This is a genomic window from Streptomyces sp. NPDC043853 (genome assembly GCF_056436025.1).
Genome location: NZ_JBWKDJ010000004.1, coordinates 235,303 through 251,865, shown reverse-complemented (window position 1 = coordinate 251,865; position 16,563 = coordinate 235,303). Strand labels below are relative to the sequence as shown.

The window sequence follows — 16,563 nt, the reverse complement described above, 5'->3', positions numbered from 1 at the left end:
CGCACCCCCTTAACGACACGCCACCCGAAAGGGTGCGCACGGTCCCCCGAAAGGCCGTACGGGCGAGTCCGGCGTGATTTCGGGCTCGATTTCTGACAAAGTGCGGAACCGGTTTCATCCCAATGCGTCCCAATGATCGAAAATGGTGACAGGGTCATGGGTTCCTTCCGCCGAATCCTCGGCGCACTCGGTCTGATCTCGTCCCTCGCTCTTTCGTTCAGTGCATCCGCGGCCGGCGCGGCGGCCGTTCCGGCGGCGAAGGAATTGCCCCGGATCCCGTTCACCCAGCGTTATCAGGCGGTGCAGCACGGCGGGCTCGTACGGGCTTCCAACTCCGGTATCGGCTGCCGTCGGGAGGAGGAGCCGGGGGCGGCCTCCTGCGCCGAGGTCGGGCGGGGCGCGGCCGGGGTCAACAGCGCGTACGAGATGTTCTACAGCGAGGTCGACAAGGACCCGGACACCTACAACTCGACCCGGGCCGACCTGCGGATCCCCCGGGGCGCGAAGGTCTCCTACGCCCGGCTGTACTGGGGCGGGAACCTGCGGGTCGGCGAGCAGAAGCCGCCGGCGGACAACGGCCGGGTGCTGGTCGCAGAGCCGGGCGGGGCGTACAAGGCGGTGTTCGCCGACACCGTGATCGGGCACCGGACAGATGCGGGCAGCGATGCCTACCAGGCGTCCGCCGACATCACCCCGCTGGTCCGCAGGGGCGGCGCCGGGATGTGGACCGTGTCCCAGCTGAACATCGCCATGGGGCGTTCGGAGGTGGGCGCCTGGGGCGGCTGGACCCTGGTGGCGGCCTACGAGCACCCCGACGAGCCGCTGCGGCGGATCTCGCTCTGGGACGGCTTCGAGGCGCCGACCGCCGGCGTGGCGAAGTCGGCCGTACCGGCGGTGGAGATCGCCGGGCTCGACGTCCCGGCCCGAGGAGCGGGGAAGGCGGGGATCGTCGGCTACGACGGGGACCGCGGGACCCGGGGGGACTCACTCACCGTGACGGCGGACGGCGGTCGCCGGATCGGTCTCGGAAATGCCGCAAATCCTTCCGATGATGTGATGAATTCGACGATCACAGAATTCGGGAAAGCCGGATTCCGGCGCCAGCCCGAACACGTGAACAACCTGGGGTACGACGCCGACGTGTTCGATCTGGGACCGGCGCTGACCGGCGGAACCCGCAGCCTGACCTTCGCGTTCACGGGCGAGAGCCGGGGCCATTTCCTCGGCGTGCTCTTCGTACAGACGGACGCGCGCCCCTGAGGAGCCGTCCCGAGAAACCCGGAGCACCGCTCCCGATCGCCGCCGCCACCGCGCCGATCGCACACCCCGATCACGCACCTACCCCCGATCACGCACCCCCGATCACGCATCCCCGATCACGCATCCCTGATCCCACACCCCTGAAAACGCACGGGGACCACGGAGGGCCTCTTCGCCGTGTCGTCAGATCATGTGCCGGACCACCCGACCGTCTTCCATCTCGTCCAGCCCGTGGAGGGCGGCGTCGCCCGGGTCGTCACCGACCTCGTCCGCGCCCAGACCTCCGCAGGTCTGCGCACGGTCGTCGCCTGCCCCCGCCCCGGCCGCCTCGCCGAGGACGCCCGGGCCGCCGGAGCCGAGGTGCTCCCCTGGCGGGCCGTACGCGCCCCGGGCCCCGGGCTGGCCCTGGAGGCGGCCACCGCCGCCCGGCTGATCCGCCGGGTCCGCCCGGACCTGGTGCACGCGCACAGCGCCAAGGCCGGACTCGCCGGACGGCTCGCCGTGCGCGGCACCCTGCCCACCGTCTTCCAGCCGCACGCCTGGTCCTTCGATGCGGTCGGCGGCACCACGGCCGCACTCGCCCTCAGATGGGAGCGGTTCGCGGCCCGTTGGGCCGACCGGGTGCTCTGCGTCAGCGAGGCCGAACGGCGCGCCGGGGAGTCCGCCGGGATCGCCGCCCGCTGGTCCGTCGTGCGCAACGGGGTGGACCTGGACCACTTCCGCCCCGGCGGGACCGACCCCGAACGCGACAGGGAAGAGGCCCGCGCCGGGCTGCCGCTGCCCGCCGCCTTCCGGAACGGAGGCCCGCTGGCCGTCTGCGTCGGCCGGGTCTGCCAGCAGAAGGGGCAGGACGTGCTGCTCCGTGCCTGGCCGCAGGTCCGGGCCGCGGTCCCCGGCGCCCGGCTCGCCCTGGTCGGCGACGGCCCCGACGTCGAACGGCTGCGCAGGACCGCACCGCCCGAGGTGATCTTCGCGGGCGCGGCCGCCGACATCCGACCGTGGCTTCGGGCCGCCGATCTCGTTGTACTGCCGTCGCGCTGGGAAGGCATGGCGCTCGCTCCGCTGGAAGCCATGGCCTGCGGCCGGCCGGTCCTGGTCTCCGACGTCAGCGGGGCCCGGGAGAGCCTGCCGCCCGGCCAGGGACGGCTCTGCCTGGTACCGCCCGAGCAGCCGGCCGCCCTGGCCGAGGCCCTGAGCGGACTGCTCGCCGAACCGCGCCTGCTCGACGAGCTGGGACGGCAGGCGCAGCAGCACGCCCGGACCGAGTTCGACGTCCGGCGGACCACGGACGAGGTCACCGGGCTGTACCAGGAACTGCTGGGCAGGCCCGCCCTCCGGCGGAGCCGGGAGGACGACCCCAAGCCCATGAACCAGGAGCGCAACAGCCGATGACGATGGACAGCGCACACGCACCGCACCCGGGGCGCGGCGGCAACCGGCCCGCCCCCGCGGTCCGCCGTTCGGTGCTCCCCATCCACCCGCCGCGCGGTCCCCGGGCCGACCAGGCCCGTCCCGCCGTCCGGCCGCAGCGGATCCGCCGGCACGGCGGCACCGCCCCACTGCTCACCGCCGACGCGCTGGCCACCGTACTGACCACGGTCCTCACCGCCGGGGCCGGAACCGGGGCCGGCCTGCCCGCCGGGGCGGCCGTGCCGCTCGGCGCCGTGCTGGCCGTACCGGCCGTCGCGCTGACCGCGCAGGCCGGGCTGTACCGGCCGCGGCTCGCGCCCTCCGCGCTGTTCGAACTGCCCGCGCTGGCCGGGCGGACGGCCGTCCTGTGGTGCGCCGTCGCGGCCGCCGCGGCGGCGGCCGACCCGGACGCCGCCCTCGGCTGGGGCGCCCTCCTCACCGCCGTCTGCCTGCACACCCTGCTGGCCTGCGCCGGGCGGGGCGCGGTCCACCTGCTGCGGCGCCGTACGGCCGTCCGACGGCCGCGGTCCGCGCTGGTCGTCGGCCCCGGCAGCGGGGCGGGCGCGGTGGCCGCCGCCCTGCACGGTCGCCCGGAGTACGGACTGCGCCCGGTCGGGCTCGCGGACACCGGGACGGCGGCCCTGCCCGGCGGGGAAACCGGCGGGCAGCTGCCGTTGCTCGCCACCCACGAGGACGTCCGGCGCGCGGTGATCCAGAACACGGTGCGGGACGCGGTGTTCACCCGCCCGCCGGAGGCCGACGAGCGCACCGCCTCGCTGGTCCGGCTGTTCCACGACCACGGCTGCCGGCTCTGGCTGGCCGACCCGGCCGGCACCGCCAAGATCACCGGCATGCGGCTGGCGCACCCCGCCGACCAGCTGTGGGGCTACGCCGTGCAGCCGCTGCTGCCCCGGCCGGCCCGCCCGGTGGAGCGGTCGCTGAAGCGGGCCGTCGACACCGCCCTCGCGGCCCTCGCCCTGCTCGCGGCCGCACCGGTGATGGGCCTGTGCGCGCTGGCCGTACGGCTGTCCGACGGCCCCGGGGTGATCTTCCGTCAGGAGCGGGTCGGCCTCTACGGACGCCCGTTCACGCTGCTGAAGTTCCGCACCCTGCGCCCGGCGAACGAGCACGAGTCGGCGACCCGCTGGACGGTCGCGAACGACCACCGGATGAGCGCGGTCGGCTCCTTCCTGCGGAAGTCCTCCCTGGACGAGCTGCCGCAGCTGTGGAACGTGGTCCGGGGTGACATGAGCCTGGTCGGCCCGCGCCCCGAACGGCCCTTCTTCGTCGCGAAGTTCTCCTCCCTGCACCCCGGCTACGAGGCCCGGCACCGGATGCCGGTCGGCATCACCGGGCTGGCGCAGATCAACGGGCTGCGCGGGGACACCTCCATCGAGGACCGGGCCCGCTTCGACAACCACTACATCGACACCTGGTCGCTCTGGCAGGACCTGTGGATCCTGGTCCGCACCGCCGCCTCGGCCTTCCGTTTCCGGCTGGGGGGAAGTTGAGCACGGTCCTCGCCGCGCCCGCGGCACCGACCGGCCCGCCGGCCACGCGCCCGGCGCGGCCCCGCCCCGGTCTCCGCGACGTGGTGCGCCGGGACTGGCCGCTGCTGCCGCTCGCGGCCACCGTCCTGCTGCTCGTCGTCCCGCTCCCCGCCGGTGACGTCACCGCCTCCGGCAAGGTCACCCCGGCCGATGCGGCCTCGCTGCTGCTGGTGGCGGTCTGTGCGGTGCGGGCGCTGCGCGGGGAGACGGCCCGGCTGAGCCCGCTCGGCGCGCTGGTGCTGGCCGTGCCCACGGTCGGTCTGGCGGTGGCCACGGCCACCGCCGGGGACCCGTACGCCGCACTGCCCGGCTTCGTGCGGTACCTCCAGGTGTTCGTGCTGGTGCCGGGCGCGGTCGTGCTGCTGGTGCGGGACCCGCGGCAGTTCCGGCTGGCCGCCGGGTGCTTCGTCGTGCTGGCGCTGGTGCAGGGCGCGGTGGGCGTGGTCCAGTACGCGACCGGGACCGGGGCCTCGTACCAGGGCGAGGACATCCGCGCCGTGGGCACCTTCGGGCCCGGCGACGTGATGGGCATGGCCACGGTGGTGGCGTACGGGCTGATCGCCGCGACGGCGGTGGCCCTCGCGCCGGGCAGCGGCCGGCGGGCCCGGCGGGCCGCCGCGGTCGCGGCGCTGCTGCTGGTGGTGCCGCTGGTGCTGTCCTTCAGCCGGGGCGCGTGGATCGCGACGGTCGTCGCGGCGCTGGCGGTCATGCTGCTGGCGGGCGTCCGGCGGGCGCTGAAGGTGCTGGTGGCGCTGACCGCGGCCGGGGTCGTCCTGGTCGGCGGCTTCGGGGTGGGCTCCGAGATGATGGCCGAGCGGCTCGCCTCGATCACCGAGGTCTCCAGCGCTCCCGACCAGTCGGTGACGGACCGGTACACGATGTGGGCGGCGGCCTCCTCGATGTGGCGGGAGCGGCCGGCCACCGGAGTGGGGCTCAAGGGCTTCCCGGCGCACCGGGACGGGCACTCCTCGCTGGGCCTGTCCTCGGGCAGCGACACCGCCGGCGCCGGCCGCGGGTACCTCCGGCAGCCGCTGCTGTCCCCGCACAACATGTACCTGCTGGTCCTGAGCGAGCAGGGGCTGGTGGGCCTGGTGGCGCTGGCGGGCGGCTGGGCGGCGCTGCTGGTGGCCGGGATCCGCAAGGTCCTCGTCCGCGGCGCCGCGCCCCGGGCGGCCCGGGACTGCGGACTGATCGCGGTGGGGCTCATCGTCTGGCAGACCACCGACTTCCTGTACGCCGACATCGGCGGCCCGTCCACGGTGCTGACCGGCGTGATCGTCGGTCTGGCGGCGTGGTGGGCCACCGGCCCGGGCCCGGAGCCGGCCGGTTCTGGGGTCACCGGTCCCGGGGTCACCGGTCCTGGGGTCGCCGGTCCCGGCTCAGCCGGGCCGGGCGCCGTCGCGCGCGAGGGTGCGGCCGGCCGGTGACGGATACCACGCCCTGGCGGCCCGCAGCCGCGGCGAACGGACTCGCCGCGGCTGCGGGCCGTCCGCAGGCTCCGCCGGAGCCGGCCGCCCCGCCGGAGGGCGCTCCCACCGCGGCCGTTCCGTCCGCCCTCGCCGGGGCCCGGGCGGACGGAACACCGCCGACGGCCGCCAGGCGGCCGCGGGCCGGCGCCCTGCCGGGCGCCTCTCCGGTCCCGCCGGTCCCGTCCCTCGGGGGGACCGCGTCGGCTCAGGGGCATTCGGCCGCCTCCGGGCCGGATCCCGCCGCGACCGCGCCGTGGGACGCGGGTCCGCCCGTGCTGACGGCCGGCCGGGCGCGGACGTCCGTCCTGCGCGCGGACCGGGCGCCGGGGGAATCCCGGCTGTGCGTGGCGGGGCCCGCCGAGGGCGTGCCCGACGGTGCCGGGGGCAACCCCAAAAGCAACGGCATTGGTGCCGGGGGTATCGGGGGTGCCGGGGGCGAGCCGGGCCCGGAGGCGCCGGCCACCCCACCCCAAGGCGGGCTGCCACTGGGGCGGTTCCTCGCCAAGGCCGCCGCCGTCACCGCCGGACTGACCGCCGCCGGAGCGGTGTTCGGGCTGGTCCGCGACCAGACCATCGCCCACCTGTTCGGCGCCGGGCACGACAGTGACGCCTTCCTGATCGCCTGGACCGTCCCCGAGATGGCGTCCACGCTGCTCATCGAGGACGCCATGGCCCTGCTGATGGTGCCCGCCTTCAGCCACGCCCTCACCCGCCGGTCCGCCGCCCGGGCCGGGCTCAGCCGCCGGGAGGCCCGCGCTCAGGACCCGGTGCGACTGCTGGTCGGGGCCACCCTGCCGCGGCTGCTGGTGTTCCTCGCCGCGGTCGCCACCCTGCTCGTGTTCGCCGCGCCCCTCGTCGTCGGGGTGCTCGCCCCCGGGCTGCCCGACCCCGGGCTGGCCGTGCAGTGCACCCGGCTGACCGCCCTGACCGTGCTGACCTTCGGCGTGGCCGGTTACTTCAGCGCAGCCCTGCGCGCACACCGCTCCTTCCTGCCCCCGGCCGCGATCTACGTCTCGTACAACATCGGCATCATCGGCACCATGCTCGCCCTGCACCAGGTGTGGGGGGTGCGCGCCGCCGCCCTCGGAGTGGCCTGCGGCGGACTGCTGATGGTGCTCGTGCAACTGCCCGCGTTCCTCCGGCACGTCGGCTTCGGGCTCCCGCGGCCGCGGGGCGCGGGCCGGGACCGGCGCGACCGGGACCGGCCCACCCTGATCGCCTTCGGGATGATCGCCCCGGTCATCTTCTTCGCCGTGTTCCGGCAGTCCCAGGTCCTGGTCGAGCGGTTCCTCGCCGCCTCCCTGCCGCCCGGCGCCATCTCGCACCTCAACTACGCGCAGAAGGTCGCGCAGATGCCGATGGTGCTCTCCTTGATGATCTGCACCGTCACCTTCCCCGTGGTGGCCCAGGCCATGGCCGGCGGCGAACGCGAGAAGGCCCGGCGGCGGGTCGAGCAGGACCTCGCGCTCGCCTCCCTCGCCGTCCTCATGGGCACCGCCCTGGTGATCGGCTACGCCCCGCAGATCATCCAGGTCCTGTTCGAGCGCGGCGCGTTCACCCGCGAGGACACCCTCGCCACCGCCGCCGTGATGCGGGTCTACGGCATCGGCCTGCTCGGCCACTGCCTGGTCGGCGCCCTGTCCCGGCCGTTCTTCTCCGCCGCCCGACCCACCTGGTTCCCGGCCCTGGCCATGGCCGCCGGACTGCTCGTCAACATCGTCGCGGGCGCCTTCGCCGCCGACTGGTGGGGCACGTACGGCATCGCCGCCGCCAACGCCGCCGGCATCTCCACCACCGCCGCGATGCTCCTCACCGGCCTCGGCTCCCGGATCATCGCCATCCAGGTCCGCCGGGTCGCCATCAGCCTGGGCCGGCTCTCCGTCGCCGCCGCGGCGGCCTGCGCCACCGGCTGGCTGGCCGGGCCGATGATCCCCGACCCGCTGCTCAGCGCCGCCCTCGGCTGCCTCCTGATCCCGGCCATGTTCGCCGCCACCGGCATGGCCATAAGGGCGCTCGAAGTGACCGCCCTGCCCGCCCAGATCGCCCAGCTCACCTCGAGGTTCCGCCATGTTCGCTGACACCGACACGGCTCCCCCCGCCGCACCGGACCGGCCCGGGCGGCGCACCGCCGCGCCCTGGGTCCTCATGTACCACTCCGTCGCCGAGTTCACCGATCCCGCCGAGGACCCGTACGGCATCACCGTCACGCCCCGCGCCCTCGACACCCAGCTGCGCTGGCTGCGCTCGCGCGGCCTGCACGGGGTGTCGGTCGGGGAGCTGCGCCGGGCCCGCGCAGCCGGCCGCGGCGCCGGACTCGTCGGCCTCACCTTCGACGACGGCTACACCGATTTCCGCACCCACGCGCTGCCGCTGCTCCAGCGGCACGGCTGCACCGCCACCCTGTTCGTACTGCCCGGCAGGCTCGGCGTGGACAACGTGTGGGACCCCCTGGGGCCGCGCAAATCCCTGCTGTCCGCCGAGGGCATCCGCGCGGCGGCCGGGGCCGGAGTGGAGATCGGCTCGCACGGCCTGCTCCACCGGCACCTCACCGCCTGCGCCGACGACGAGCTCCAGCAGGAACTGCGCGGCAGCCGAGAGCTCCTGCGCGAGCTGACGGGCCGGCTCCCGGAGGGCTTCTGCTACCCCTACGGCAACGTCGACCGCCGGGTGCTCGCCTCCGCGCGGGCGGCCGGGTACCAGTACGCCTGCGCCATCGTCCCCGGCCGGCTGTCCGGCCCGTACGCCATGCCGCGCACCCACGTCAGCCAGGCCGACGGTCCCGGCCGGCTGCGGGTCAAACGGCTCCGGCACCAGGTGCGCGAGCTGTGCCGGGCGGTGTTCCCGTGACGGCCCCGGGCACGGCGGCCATGGTGGGCTCGGTGAGCTCCGTCAAGGCGCTGCACATCATCACCGGACTGGGCGTCGGCGGCGCCGAGCAGCAGTTGCGGCTGCTGCTCCGGCACCTGCCGATGCGGTGCGAGGTCCTGACCCTGACCAACCCGGGGCCCGTTGCCGACGGGCTGCGCGCCGACGGCGTCCGCGTGGTCCACCTCGGCATGCGTGGCAACCGCGACCTCGGGGCGCTGCCCCGGCTGGTCCGGTTCATCCGGCGCGGCGGCTACGACCTGGTGCACACCCACCTCTACCGGGCCTGCGTGTACGGCCGGCTGGCGGCCCGGCTCGCCGGGGTGGGCGCCACCGTGGCCACCGAGCACTCGCTCGGCGAGGCCGAGATCGAGGGCCGCCCGCTGACGGGCGGGGTGCGGGCCCTCTACCTGGCCAGCGAACGCCTCGGTACGGCCACCGTCGCCGTCTCCGACACGGTGGCCGCCCGGCTGCAGGGGTGGGGGGTGCCCGCCGCCCGGCTGCACGTGGTCCCCAATGGCATCGAGGCCGTCCGGTTCCGCTTCGACCCGGCGGCGCGGCGGGCCACCCGGGCCCGCACGGGGCTGCCCGAACGGGCTTTCGTGGTGGGCGGGGTCGGCCGGCTGGTGCCCGGCAAGCGGTTCGAGGTCCTGGTCCGGGCGGTGGCCGCGCTGCCCGGGGCGCACCTGCTGCTGGCCGGCGACGGGCCGGAGCGCTCCGCGCTGCGCCGGCTGGCCGCCGACCTGGGGGCGCAGAACCGCATCCACCTGCTGGGCGAGCGGGATCCGCTGGGCGACAGCGCGGACGGGCGGACGCCCGGCATTCCGGCGCTGCTGTCCGCGATGGACGTGTTCGTGTCCCCCTCGAAGGAGGAGGCGTTCGGGCTGGCGGTGGTCGAGGCGCTGGCCGCCGGACTTCCGGTGCTGCACGTCACCTGCCCGGCCATCGACGACCTGCCCGCCGCCCAGGCGCCCGGCGCCCGCCGCATCGGCAGCGGCACCGAGGAACTCGTCGCGGCGCTGCGCGGGCACATGGAGGCCGGCACGACCCGGCTCCCGCCGCCCCCGGTGGTGCGCCGCTACGACATCACGCGCAGCGCGGAACAACTGCTCGGCGTCTACGCCCAGGCGCTGACCCGGACCCGCCCGCCGGGGGTGCCGGCGCGGGTCTGAGCGGCCCGGCGGCCCCGGCGCCCCGGTGTGCGGCCGCGGCCCGGCCCCACCCGGAGCCACCGCTCCCGTGCCCGGCCGGAGCCCCCGCTCCGGGATCCCGGCGCCGTACGACCGCAGTTCCCCCTGCCTCCCGGCAAGAGCATGGCAACCACACGAGGAAGTGAGCACGAAGATGGCCGATACCTCGACCTCCGAACAGCAGAAGGCGCAGCCGGACGCCCCGGCGAGGGCCGGGCGCCGGAAGGGCGGGGCGCGCAGTCGGCCGGCTCCGCCGGCCTGGTGGCCGCTGCCCGCCTGCGCCCTGCTGGGGCTGGCGGTCGGCGGCGCGTACGGGGTGCTCAAGACCCCCGAGTACGCCGCCACCAGCTACATCGTCGCGGTGCCGGACGACACCACCGACCCGGCCACCGCCCTGGGGTTCGCCCAGGCGTACGCCCGGATCGCGACCGGCGCCGCCACCCTCGCCCAGGCCCAGGGCAGGGCCGGGGTCGACGCCGGGAAGCTGCGGACCCAGGTGCGGGCCGAGACCTCCCCCGAGTCCCCGATGATCGCGATCACCGGGACCTCGCCCCGCCCGGGGAAGGCCGCCGACATCGCCAACGCGGTCGCCGACGCGCTCTCGCTGAGCAGCAATCAGGCCGCGAAGAACACCGGCGTACGGCTGCTGCTGTTCAGCCAGGCCGTGGCACCGACCGAACCCGCCTCCCCGTCCGCCGCGATCAGCGGGGCCGTCGGGCTGTGCGCGGGCGGACTGGCCGGCGGGCTGTGGCTGCTGGCCAGGCCGGGCGGGCGGCGCCGTACGGAGGGGCGGGCCGAGCCCGGTGCACCCGCCGGAGCCGCCCCCGCCGCGGCGTACGCCTCGCTGCCCGCCCAGGGCGAGGCCGCCCAGGCCGCACCGGTGCGGGAGAAGGAGCGGGCGCGATGAGCGGGTGTTCCACCGGCGCCCTCACGGTGACGCTCTGCCGCGACCCCCGGCAGTTCGCCGCGCTGGAGGAGCCCTGGAACCGGCTCCTACGGGCCTGTCCCAGCGCCACCCCGTTCCAGAGCCACGCCTGGCTGCACTCCTGGTGGCTGTCGTACGGCAAGGACGGACGGCTGCGCATCGTGCTGGTGCGGCGCGACGGCGAACTGGTCGGCGCCGCCCCGCTGATGCTCGTACACCGGCCGATGCCCCTGCTGGTCCCGCTGGGCGGCGGGATCACCGACTACTCCGACGTCCTGGTGGACGCCCGCCACGCCGGGGAGGTGCTGCCCGCGCTCGCCCGGGGACTGCACCGGGCGGCCCGGGGCGCGGTCGTCGACCTGCGCGAGGTCCGGCCGGGCGCGGCGGCCGAGCGGCTGTACGGGCTCTGGCAGGGACCGCGGACCAGGCTGGCCGACTCGGCCTGCATGGAGCTGCCGGTGCTGCCCTTCGACGAACTGGTCAAGCGGATGCCGACGGCCGGGGCGCAACGGGTGCGCGCCAAGCTGCGCAAGGCCGACGCGGCCGGCCTGGAGGAGCACGAGGTCACCGAGCACGAGGTGCCGCGCGCGGTGCGGAGCCTGTTGCGGCTGCACGAGAAGCAGTGGCGCGGCCGCGGGGTGACCCCGGAGCACCTCAAGCCGAGGTTCGCCGAGCACCTGACCCGGGCCACCCGGCGGATGGTGCGCACCGGGCAGGGCCGGCTGACCGAGTTCCGGCTGGACGGGAAGGTGGTCGCGGCCAACGTGACCCTGCTGTCGGCGGGGCTGAGCGGCGGGTACCTGTACGGGGCCGATCCCGAACTGCGGGCCAGGAAGGTGGACGTGGCCTCGGTGCTGCTGCGGCACGAGGCGCAGCGGGCGCTGGCGGACGGCCGGGAGGTGGTGAGCTTCCTGCGCGGGACCGAGCCGTACAAGAACCACTGGCGGCCGGAGGTGGTGGTGAACCAGCGTCTGCTGCTGGCCACGGCGCCGCTCGCGCCCCTGCTGCGGCTGCACGAGTCGCAGGTGACGGGGCGCGAGCGGGCGGTGGGGGCGCTCCGGGAGGCGCTGCCGGCCGCCCGGGACTGGCGGGCCCGGCTGAACGAGCTGCGGGTCCGGTGACCGTCCGGTGCCCGCGGCCCGTTCCGGAAGGGCCTCTGCCGGCACGGCCGCTGCCAGAACGGCTGCTGCCAGAACGGCCGCTGCTAGAACGGCCAGTCCCAGTCGAACTTCACGCAGAAGGACTGTTGGCCGAGCAACTGGCCGAGCCAGTCGCCGAAGTTGAGCGGCACGCACCACTCGCGGCCGTTGACCGGCGGGCGAGGGGACGTGGGCTCGGGGCTCGGCTCGGGCTTCGGCACGTCGGGGGTCGGGTCCACGGGGGTCGGGTCGACGGGGGAGGGCTTCGGCACGTCCGGGGTCGGGTCGACCGGGGACGGCTCGGGTACGTCGGGCGTCGGGTCGACCGGGGACGGGGAGGGCTGCGCGGGCGTCGGCACGGGCCGCGGCATGTGCGTCAGCGCGTCGCGGAACACCTTGGAGGACTCGGGGTTGGCCGAGCACTGCCACACGCCGTGCGGGCAGTAGTCCGTGATGGTGTGGTACAGCGGCTTGTGCTGGTCGATCCACTGCAGCATCCGCCGCATGTACTCCGGGTTGTCCCCGTAGCGGAACAGCCCCCATTCCGGGTACGAGATCCGCTTGCCGTGTGCTTTCGCGAAGTCGACATGGTCCTGGAGCCCGTACGGCTGGCTGATCATCTCGTCGAAGGTGCGGCCGGGCGCCTGGTCGTAGGAGTCCATCCCGATCACGTCGACGACGTCGTCCCCGGGGTAGCAGCGGTCCCAGCCGATCGCGTCGGTGCCGCGGCTGGGAGCGAAGTCGAAGCGGAACTCCTGCCCCGGCACCGACCGCATGGCGGTGACGATCCGGCGCCAGTACCGCTTCCAGTTCTCCGGGTCCGGCGCGCACCGGTGGGTGTAGGTGACGCCGTTCATCTCCCAGCCCAGCACGACCACCGTGTCCGGGACGCCGAGGTCCACCAGCCGCTGTGCGAGGGCCTTGAAGTGGCGGTCGTAGTAGCCCTGGGCGCCGGCCCGGATCAGCTGGGCCACCTGGTGGTCCGGGACCCGGGACTCGTTGCGCTCCTGCATGGGCACGTTGAGGACGAACAGCCGGTCCGGGTCGGCGCGGCGCCACGCGGCCCAGTCCTCCAGGAAGTCCGGCGCGCCCGCGATGTTCGACCACCGGTCCCCGGGGAGGTAGGTGTGGCCCACCCGGATCTCCCGGCCGCCGAGCCAGCGCGACAGCTGGGAGATGCGGGCCACGCCCTCCGGGCCGTAGTCCAGGTACGCGCCCATCGCGACGCCGGTGTCCCCGGGCTCCTCGTCCTGTTCCGGTGCCGCGAAGGCGACACCGGCGGCGAGCAGCAGCCCTGCCGTGACGGTGCCGATGCAGGCACTGGCCACTCTGCGGCGCGGTCTGGGCATGGCGTCTCCCGGGATTCCCGAATCGGTGTGCTTGCACATGACGTTAGGCATCTCATCCGATGAATGGCCTGTCCGATGCCCGGCTGGTAGGCCATTCGCATCTGCGCACGCCATCCGCTTGGTCCGACTAGGTGAAAGACCCCGTTCCCATGCACGTGTTCACCCCTCAAGTGCCCGCCGTTCTGCTCCGGCTCGACCGGAACCCCTTCCACCACGGGACGCTCGGCGCGGTCCGCTCCCTGGGCCGCCGTGGCGTGGAGGTCCACGCGGTCGTGGAAGCCGGGGGCGGGCCGGTGTGCCGTTCCCGGTACCTGCACGCGGTCCATGCCGGTCCGTCAGGTCCCGAGGGCCTGCTCGACTGCCTGACCGGGGTCTCCGAGCGGATCGGCCGGCCCGCGGTGCTCGTCGCCATGGACGACCTGAGCGCGATCGAGGTCTCCCGGATGGCGGCCCGGCTGGAGGGGCGGTTCCGGATCCCGCACCAGCCCGACGGACTGCCCGAACGGGTCGCCGACAAGGCCGAACTGGCCGGGCTCTGCGACCGCCTGGGCGTTCCGCACCCCGAGACGGTGGTGCCGGGGAGCGCGGCGGAGGTCACGGACGCGGTGTGGCGGCTGGGCCTGCCGGCCGTGGCGAAGTGGAGCCGGCCCTGGCTGCTGCCGCCCGGCGGCGGCCTGCGCAGCACCACCCTGGTCCACACCGCGGGGCAGGCCCGTGAGCTGTACGGGAAGTCGGCCGAGGCGGGCAGCCGACTGCTGCTCCAGCGGTTCCTGCCGGCGGGCCCGGACACCGACTGGTTCTTCCACGGCTGCTTCGCCCGGGGCGGCCGGCCGCTGCTCACCGGGTCGGGCCGCAAGGAGCTGTCCTGGCCGGTGCGCACGGGGCTGACGGCGGTGGGGCGCTGGCTGCCCGACCCGGCGGTGGAGGAGGCGGGCCTGCGGCTCGCCGAACGGCTGGGCTACCAGGGCATCCTGGACCTGGACTTCCGGCGCGACGAGCAGGGCCGCTTCCGGCTGGTGGACTTCAACCCGCGGCCCGGCGCGCAGTTCCGGCTGTTCACGGAGGCCTCCGGGCTGGACGTGGTGCAGGCGCTCTACCTGGACCTGACCGGGCAGGGTGGGCTGGACGGGCCGGATGGGCCGGGTCGGGAGGGCGCGCGGGCGGGGCGGCCGGAGCGGACGGAGCGGACGGGCGGGCCGGGCCGGGTCTTCGTGGTGGAGAACTACGCCCTGCTGGCGGCGCTGCGCGGCGCCCGGCTGCCCGGCCTCCCCCCGGGCCGGGACCTCGGCGCCGGTCCCGACACCGGTCCCGACCGGGCCACTGGTCCCGACACCGGTCCCGACACCGGTCTGCCACGCCGCGGGACCGAGACCGCCTGGTTCGCGTCCGACGACCCCGTGCCCTTCCTGGCGATGGCCGCCGCGTTCCTGGGGCGCGGCGTACGGAAGGGGGCGTACGGGCTCCGGAACGCGCTGGAGCGAGTCCCTGCGCGCGGCCGCCGCACGGCGCGCGCCGTCATCAGGGCGCCCCGCCAGCGCGAGGGGGACGGGGGCCTGCCGGACCTCCCGGACCTCCCGGAGCTGCCCTCCCCGGGCGCTCCGGCCGCCGCGGAACCGGACGGACTCGTCGCCCGCCGCTAGCCGTACCCGGCCTGGGTCCCCCGGCCTGTGCCCGCCCCCCGGGAGGCCGTCCCGCCTTTCCGGCGGATTCACACGTCAGGGGGTCACTCGCGCGAGGGATACGCAGCCGTGCCGAAGTGAACCGGAGGTCCGCACGGAAGGGGAGAAGGGTGACGCACGTGGACGATCTCCTGGTAATCGGCGCAGGGCCGTACGGACTGTCGATCGCCGCCCACGCGGCCGGAGCCGGGCTGGACGTCCGGGTGCTCGGCCGGCCGATGGCCTCCTGGCGCGACCACATGCCCGAGGGCATGTACCTCAAGTCGGAGCCCTGGTCGTCCGACCTGTCCGCGCCCGCCGGCCGCCACACCCTCGCCGCGTACTGCCGCACCCGGGGGATCGCCGCCGAGCACGGCCGGCCGCTGCCGATCGGCACGTTCAGCGCGTACGGGCTGTGGTTCGCCCGGCAGGCCGGGCCGGAGGTCGAGGAGCGCACCGTCACCACCGTGGCCCCGTACGGCACCGGCTTCCGGATCGGCACCTCCGACGGCGGGGTCCTGTTCGCCCGTACCGTCGCCCTGGCCGTCGGGGTGATGCCCTTCGTCAACCTGCCGGGCCCGCTCGCCGGCCTGCCGCCCGGACACGTCTCGCACAGCAGCGGCCACCGAGACCTCGGCCGGTTCGCCGGGCAGGAGGTCGCCGTGCTGGGCGCCGGGCAGGCCGCGCTGGAGACCGCCGTGCTGCTCGCCGAGTCCGGCGCCCGGCCCACCCTGGTGGCCCGCAGGCACCGGCTGAACTGGAACACCGTGCCGCAGCCGCTGGACCGCCCTGCGCTGCGGGCCCTGCGCGCCCCGCACAGCGGCCTCGGCACCGGCTGGCGCAGCTGGGCCTGGTCCGAGCTGCCCTGGGCGGTGCGCCGGCTCCCGGCGGCGACCCGGGAGCGGATCGCCGCCACCGCGCTGGGCCCCGCCGGGGCCTGGTGGCTGCGGGAGCGGTTCGAGGGGCGGGTCCCCGCCCTGCTGGGGCACGAACTGCGCCGGGCGGCACCGGCGGGCACGCGGACCCGGCTGGACCTCACCGCCCCCGGCGGCGGGCCCGTCGTACTCGATGCCGAGCACGTGATCGCGGCGACCGGCTTCACCCCGGACCTGGCCCGGCTGGGCCCGCTGGACGCCGGGCTGCGCGCGGGCCTGCGTACGGTCGGGCAGGGCCGGACGCCCGAACTGAACCCGTGGTTCGAGTCCTCGTACCCCGGATTGTTCTTCGCGGGGCTGCTGACGGCTCCCTCGTTCGGCCCTTCCATGCGATTTGTGCACGGCGCGGGCTTCACTGCGGGGAAACTGGTAGCAGGAGTCCGCCGGCGTCTCGGCGCCCGGGTCCCGCAGCCGGGTCCGCCCGGGTGGCGGCGGACGGCGGACGGCCAGGACGACCTGGACGACCTGGACGACCTGTCGACGGTGCAGCGGTGAGAGGGGTCCGTGATGAGCCGGGAGCGAGCACAGGGACGCGGCTGGGTCCGCATTCCCGCGAGCCGGGCGGAACAGCCGGCGGCGCCCGCCCCGGGTCCCGGGGGCGCCGCCCCCGCACCGGCCCCCACCCCCGGGTACGACCGGGCCCGGACGGCCGGGCCCTTCCCCTCCGCGTCGGCGACCGCCCCCGCGATCTACCTCTCCCTCCTCGAGCGCTGGCGGGAGGCCGGGCGCACCCTTCCGGGGCATCCTGACGAGGAGTGGGAGCGGCTGATCTCGCAGCCGTGCTGGCCCGGCCCCTGACAGACCCCGAGGTGG

General features: G+C 75.6%; 13 protein-coding genes. 12 read left to right on the top strand and 1 reads right to left on the bottom strand.

Annotated features, from left to right (window positions below):
• Positions 1-156 precede the first annotated feature (156 nt).
• From AC067U_RS13340 to AC067U_RS13300, 9 genes are all read left to right on the top strand, one after another.
• Positions 157-1,260 (top strand): DUF3344 domain-containing protein, encoded by a 1,104-nt coding sequence (locus tag AC067U_RS13340; protein ID WP_478829783.1) that lies wholly within the window; start codon positions 157-159, stop codon positions 1,258-1,260.
• Between the two features lie 177 nt (positions 1,261-1,437).
• Positions 1,438-2,652, top strand: a complete 1,215-nt coding sequence (locus tag AC067U_RS13335; protein ID WP_478829782.1) for a glycosyltransferase — start codon at positions 1,438-1,440, stop codon at positions 2,650-2,652.
• Positions 2,649-4,181, top strand: coding sequence for an exopolysaccharide biosynthesis polyprenyl glycosylphosphotransferase (locus AC067U_RS13330; RefSeq protein WP_478829781.1), 1,533 nt, complete (start codon positions 2,649-2,651; stop codon positions 4,179-4,181). The genes AC067U_RS13335 and AC067U_RS13330 overlap by 4 nt, the downstream gene beginning before the upstream one ends.
• Positions 4,178-5,647 (top strand): O-antigen ligase family protein, encoded by a 1,470-nt coding sequence (locus AC067U_RS13325; protein WP_478829780.1) that lies wholly within the window; start codon positions 4,178-4,180, stop codon positions 5,645-5,647. The genes AC067U_RS13330 and AC067U_RS13325 overlap by 4 nt, the downstream gene beginning before the upstream one ends.
• A gap of 386 nt (positions 5,648-6,033) precedes the next feature.
• On the top strand, positions 6,034-7,767 hold the full coding sequence (gene murJ / locus AC067U_RS13320) for a murein biosynthesis integral membrane protein MurJ (protein WP_478830107.1): 1,734 nt from the start codon (positions 6,034-6,036) through the stop codon (positions 7,765-7,767).
• Entirely contained in the window at positions 7,757-8,536 is a 780-nt protein-coding gene (locus AC067U_RS13315) for a polysaccharide deacetylase family protein (protein ID WP_478829779.1), read from the top strand. The genes murJ and AC067U_RS13315 overlap by 11 nt, the downstream gene beginning before the upstream one ends.
• A 20-nt stretch (positions 8,537-8,556) precedes the next feature.
• Complete coding sequence (locus tag AC067U_RS13310; protein WP_478830106.1) at positions 8,557-9,726, top strand: glycosyltransferase; 1,170 nt, start codon at positions 8,557-8,559, stop codon at positions 9,724-9,726.
• A 172-nt stretch (positions 9,727-9,898) separates the two neighbouring features.
• A complete protein-coding gene (locus AC067U_RS13305; protein WP_478830105.1) occupies positions 9,899-10,651 on the top strand; it encodes a YveK family protein in 753 nt (250 codons plus the stop codon).
• On the top strand, positions 10,648-11,790 hold the full coding sequence (locus AC067U_RS13300) for a GNAT family N-acetyltransferase (RefSeq protein WP_478829778.1): 1,143 nt from the start codon (positions 10,648-10,650) through the stop codon (positions 11,788-11,790). Before AC067U_RS13305 ends, AC067U_RS13300 begins: the two co-directional genes overlap by 4 nt.
• 83 nt (positions 11,791-11,873) lie before the next feature.
• On the opposite strand, the gene AC067U_RS13295 is transcribed toward AC067U_RS13300, so the two are convergent.
• Positions 11,874-13,157, bottom strand: a complete 1,284-nt coding sequence (locus AC067U_RS13295; protein ID WP_478829777.1) for a glycoside hydrolase family 26 protein — start codon at positions 13,155-13,157, stop codon at positions 11,874-11,876.
• 149 nt (positions 13,158-13,306) lie between these two features.
• On the opposite strand from AC067U_RS13295, the gene AC067U_RS13290 reads away from it, so the two are divergent.
• The 3 genes from AC067U_RS13290 (at position 13,307) to AC067U_RS13280 (ending at position 16,548) form a co-directional block, all read left to right on the top strand.
• Complete coding sequence (locus AC067U_RS13290; protein ID WP_478829776.1) at positions 13,307-14,797, top strand: carboxylate--amine ligase; 1,491 nt, start codon at positions 13,307-13,309, stop codon at positions 14,795-14,797.
• A gap of 158 nt (positions 14,798-14,955) precedes the next feature.
• Positions 14,956-16,245, top strand: a complete 1,290-nt coding sequence (locus AC067U_RS13285) for an NAD(P)-binding domain-containing protein (RefSeq protein ID WP_478829775.1) — start codon at positions 14,956-14,958, stop codon at positions 16,243-16,245.
• Positions 16,246-16,257: 12 nt separating this feature from the next.
• Positions 16,258-16,548 (top strand): hypothetical protein, encoded by a 291-nt coding sequence (locus tag AC067U_RS13280; RefSeq protein ID WP_478829774.1) that lies wholly within the window; start codon positions 16,258-16,260, stop codon positions 16,546-16,548.
• Positions 16,549-16,563 lie beyond the last annotated feature (15 nt).

Excerpts from the sequence above, each read along its gene's own strand:
- AC067U_RS13330 (WP_478829781.1), top strand. The coding sequence starts at position 2,649 with ATGACGATGGACAGCGCACACGCACCGCACCCGGGGCGCGGCGGCAAC.
- AC067U_RS13295 (WP_478829777.1), bottom strand. The coding sequence starts at position 13,157 with ATGCCCAGACCGCGCCGCAGAGTGGCCAGTGCCTGCATCGGCACCGTC.
- AC067U_RS13305 (WP_478830105.1), top strand. The coding sequence starts at position 9,899 with ATGGCCGATACCTCGACCTCCGAACAGCAGAAGGCGCAGCCGGACGCC.
- AC067U_RS13310 (WP_478830106.1), top strand. The coding sequence starts at position 8,557 with ATGGTGGGCTCGGTGAGCTCCGTCAAGGCGCTGCACATCATCACCGGA.
- AC067U_RS13300 (WP_478829778.1), top strand. The coding sequence starts at position 10,648 with ATGAGCGGGTGTTCCACCGGCGCCCTCACGGTGACGCTCTGCCGCGAC.
- AC067U_RS13315 (WP_478829779.1), top strand. The coding sequence starts at position 7,757 with ATGTTCGCTGACACCGACACGGCTCCCCCCGCCGCACCGGACCGGCCC.
- AC067U_RS13290 (WP_478829776.1), top strand. The coding sequence starts at position 13,307 with ATGCACGTGTTCACCCCTCAAGTGCCCGCCGTTCTGCTCCGGCTCGAC.
- AC067U_RS13340 (WP_478829783.1), top strand. The coding sequence starts at position 157 with ATGGGTTCCTTCCGCCGAATCCTCGGCGCACTCGGTCTGATCTCGTCC.
- AC067U_RS13280 (WP_478829774.1), top strand. The coding sequence starts at position 16,258 with ATGAGCCGGGAGCGAGCACAGGGACGCGGCTGGGTCCGCATTCCCGCG.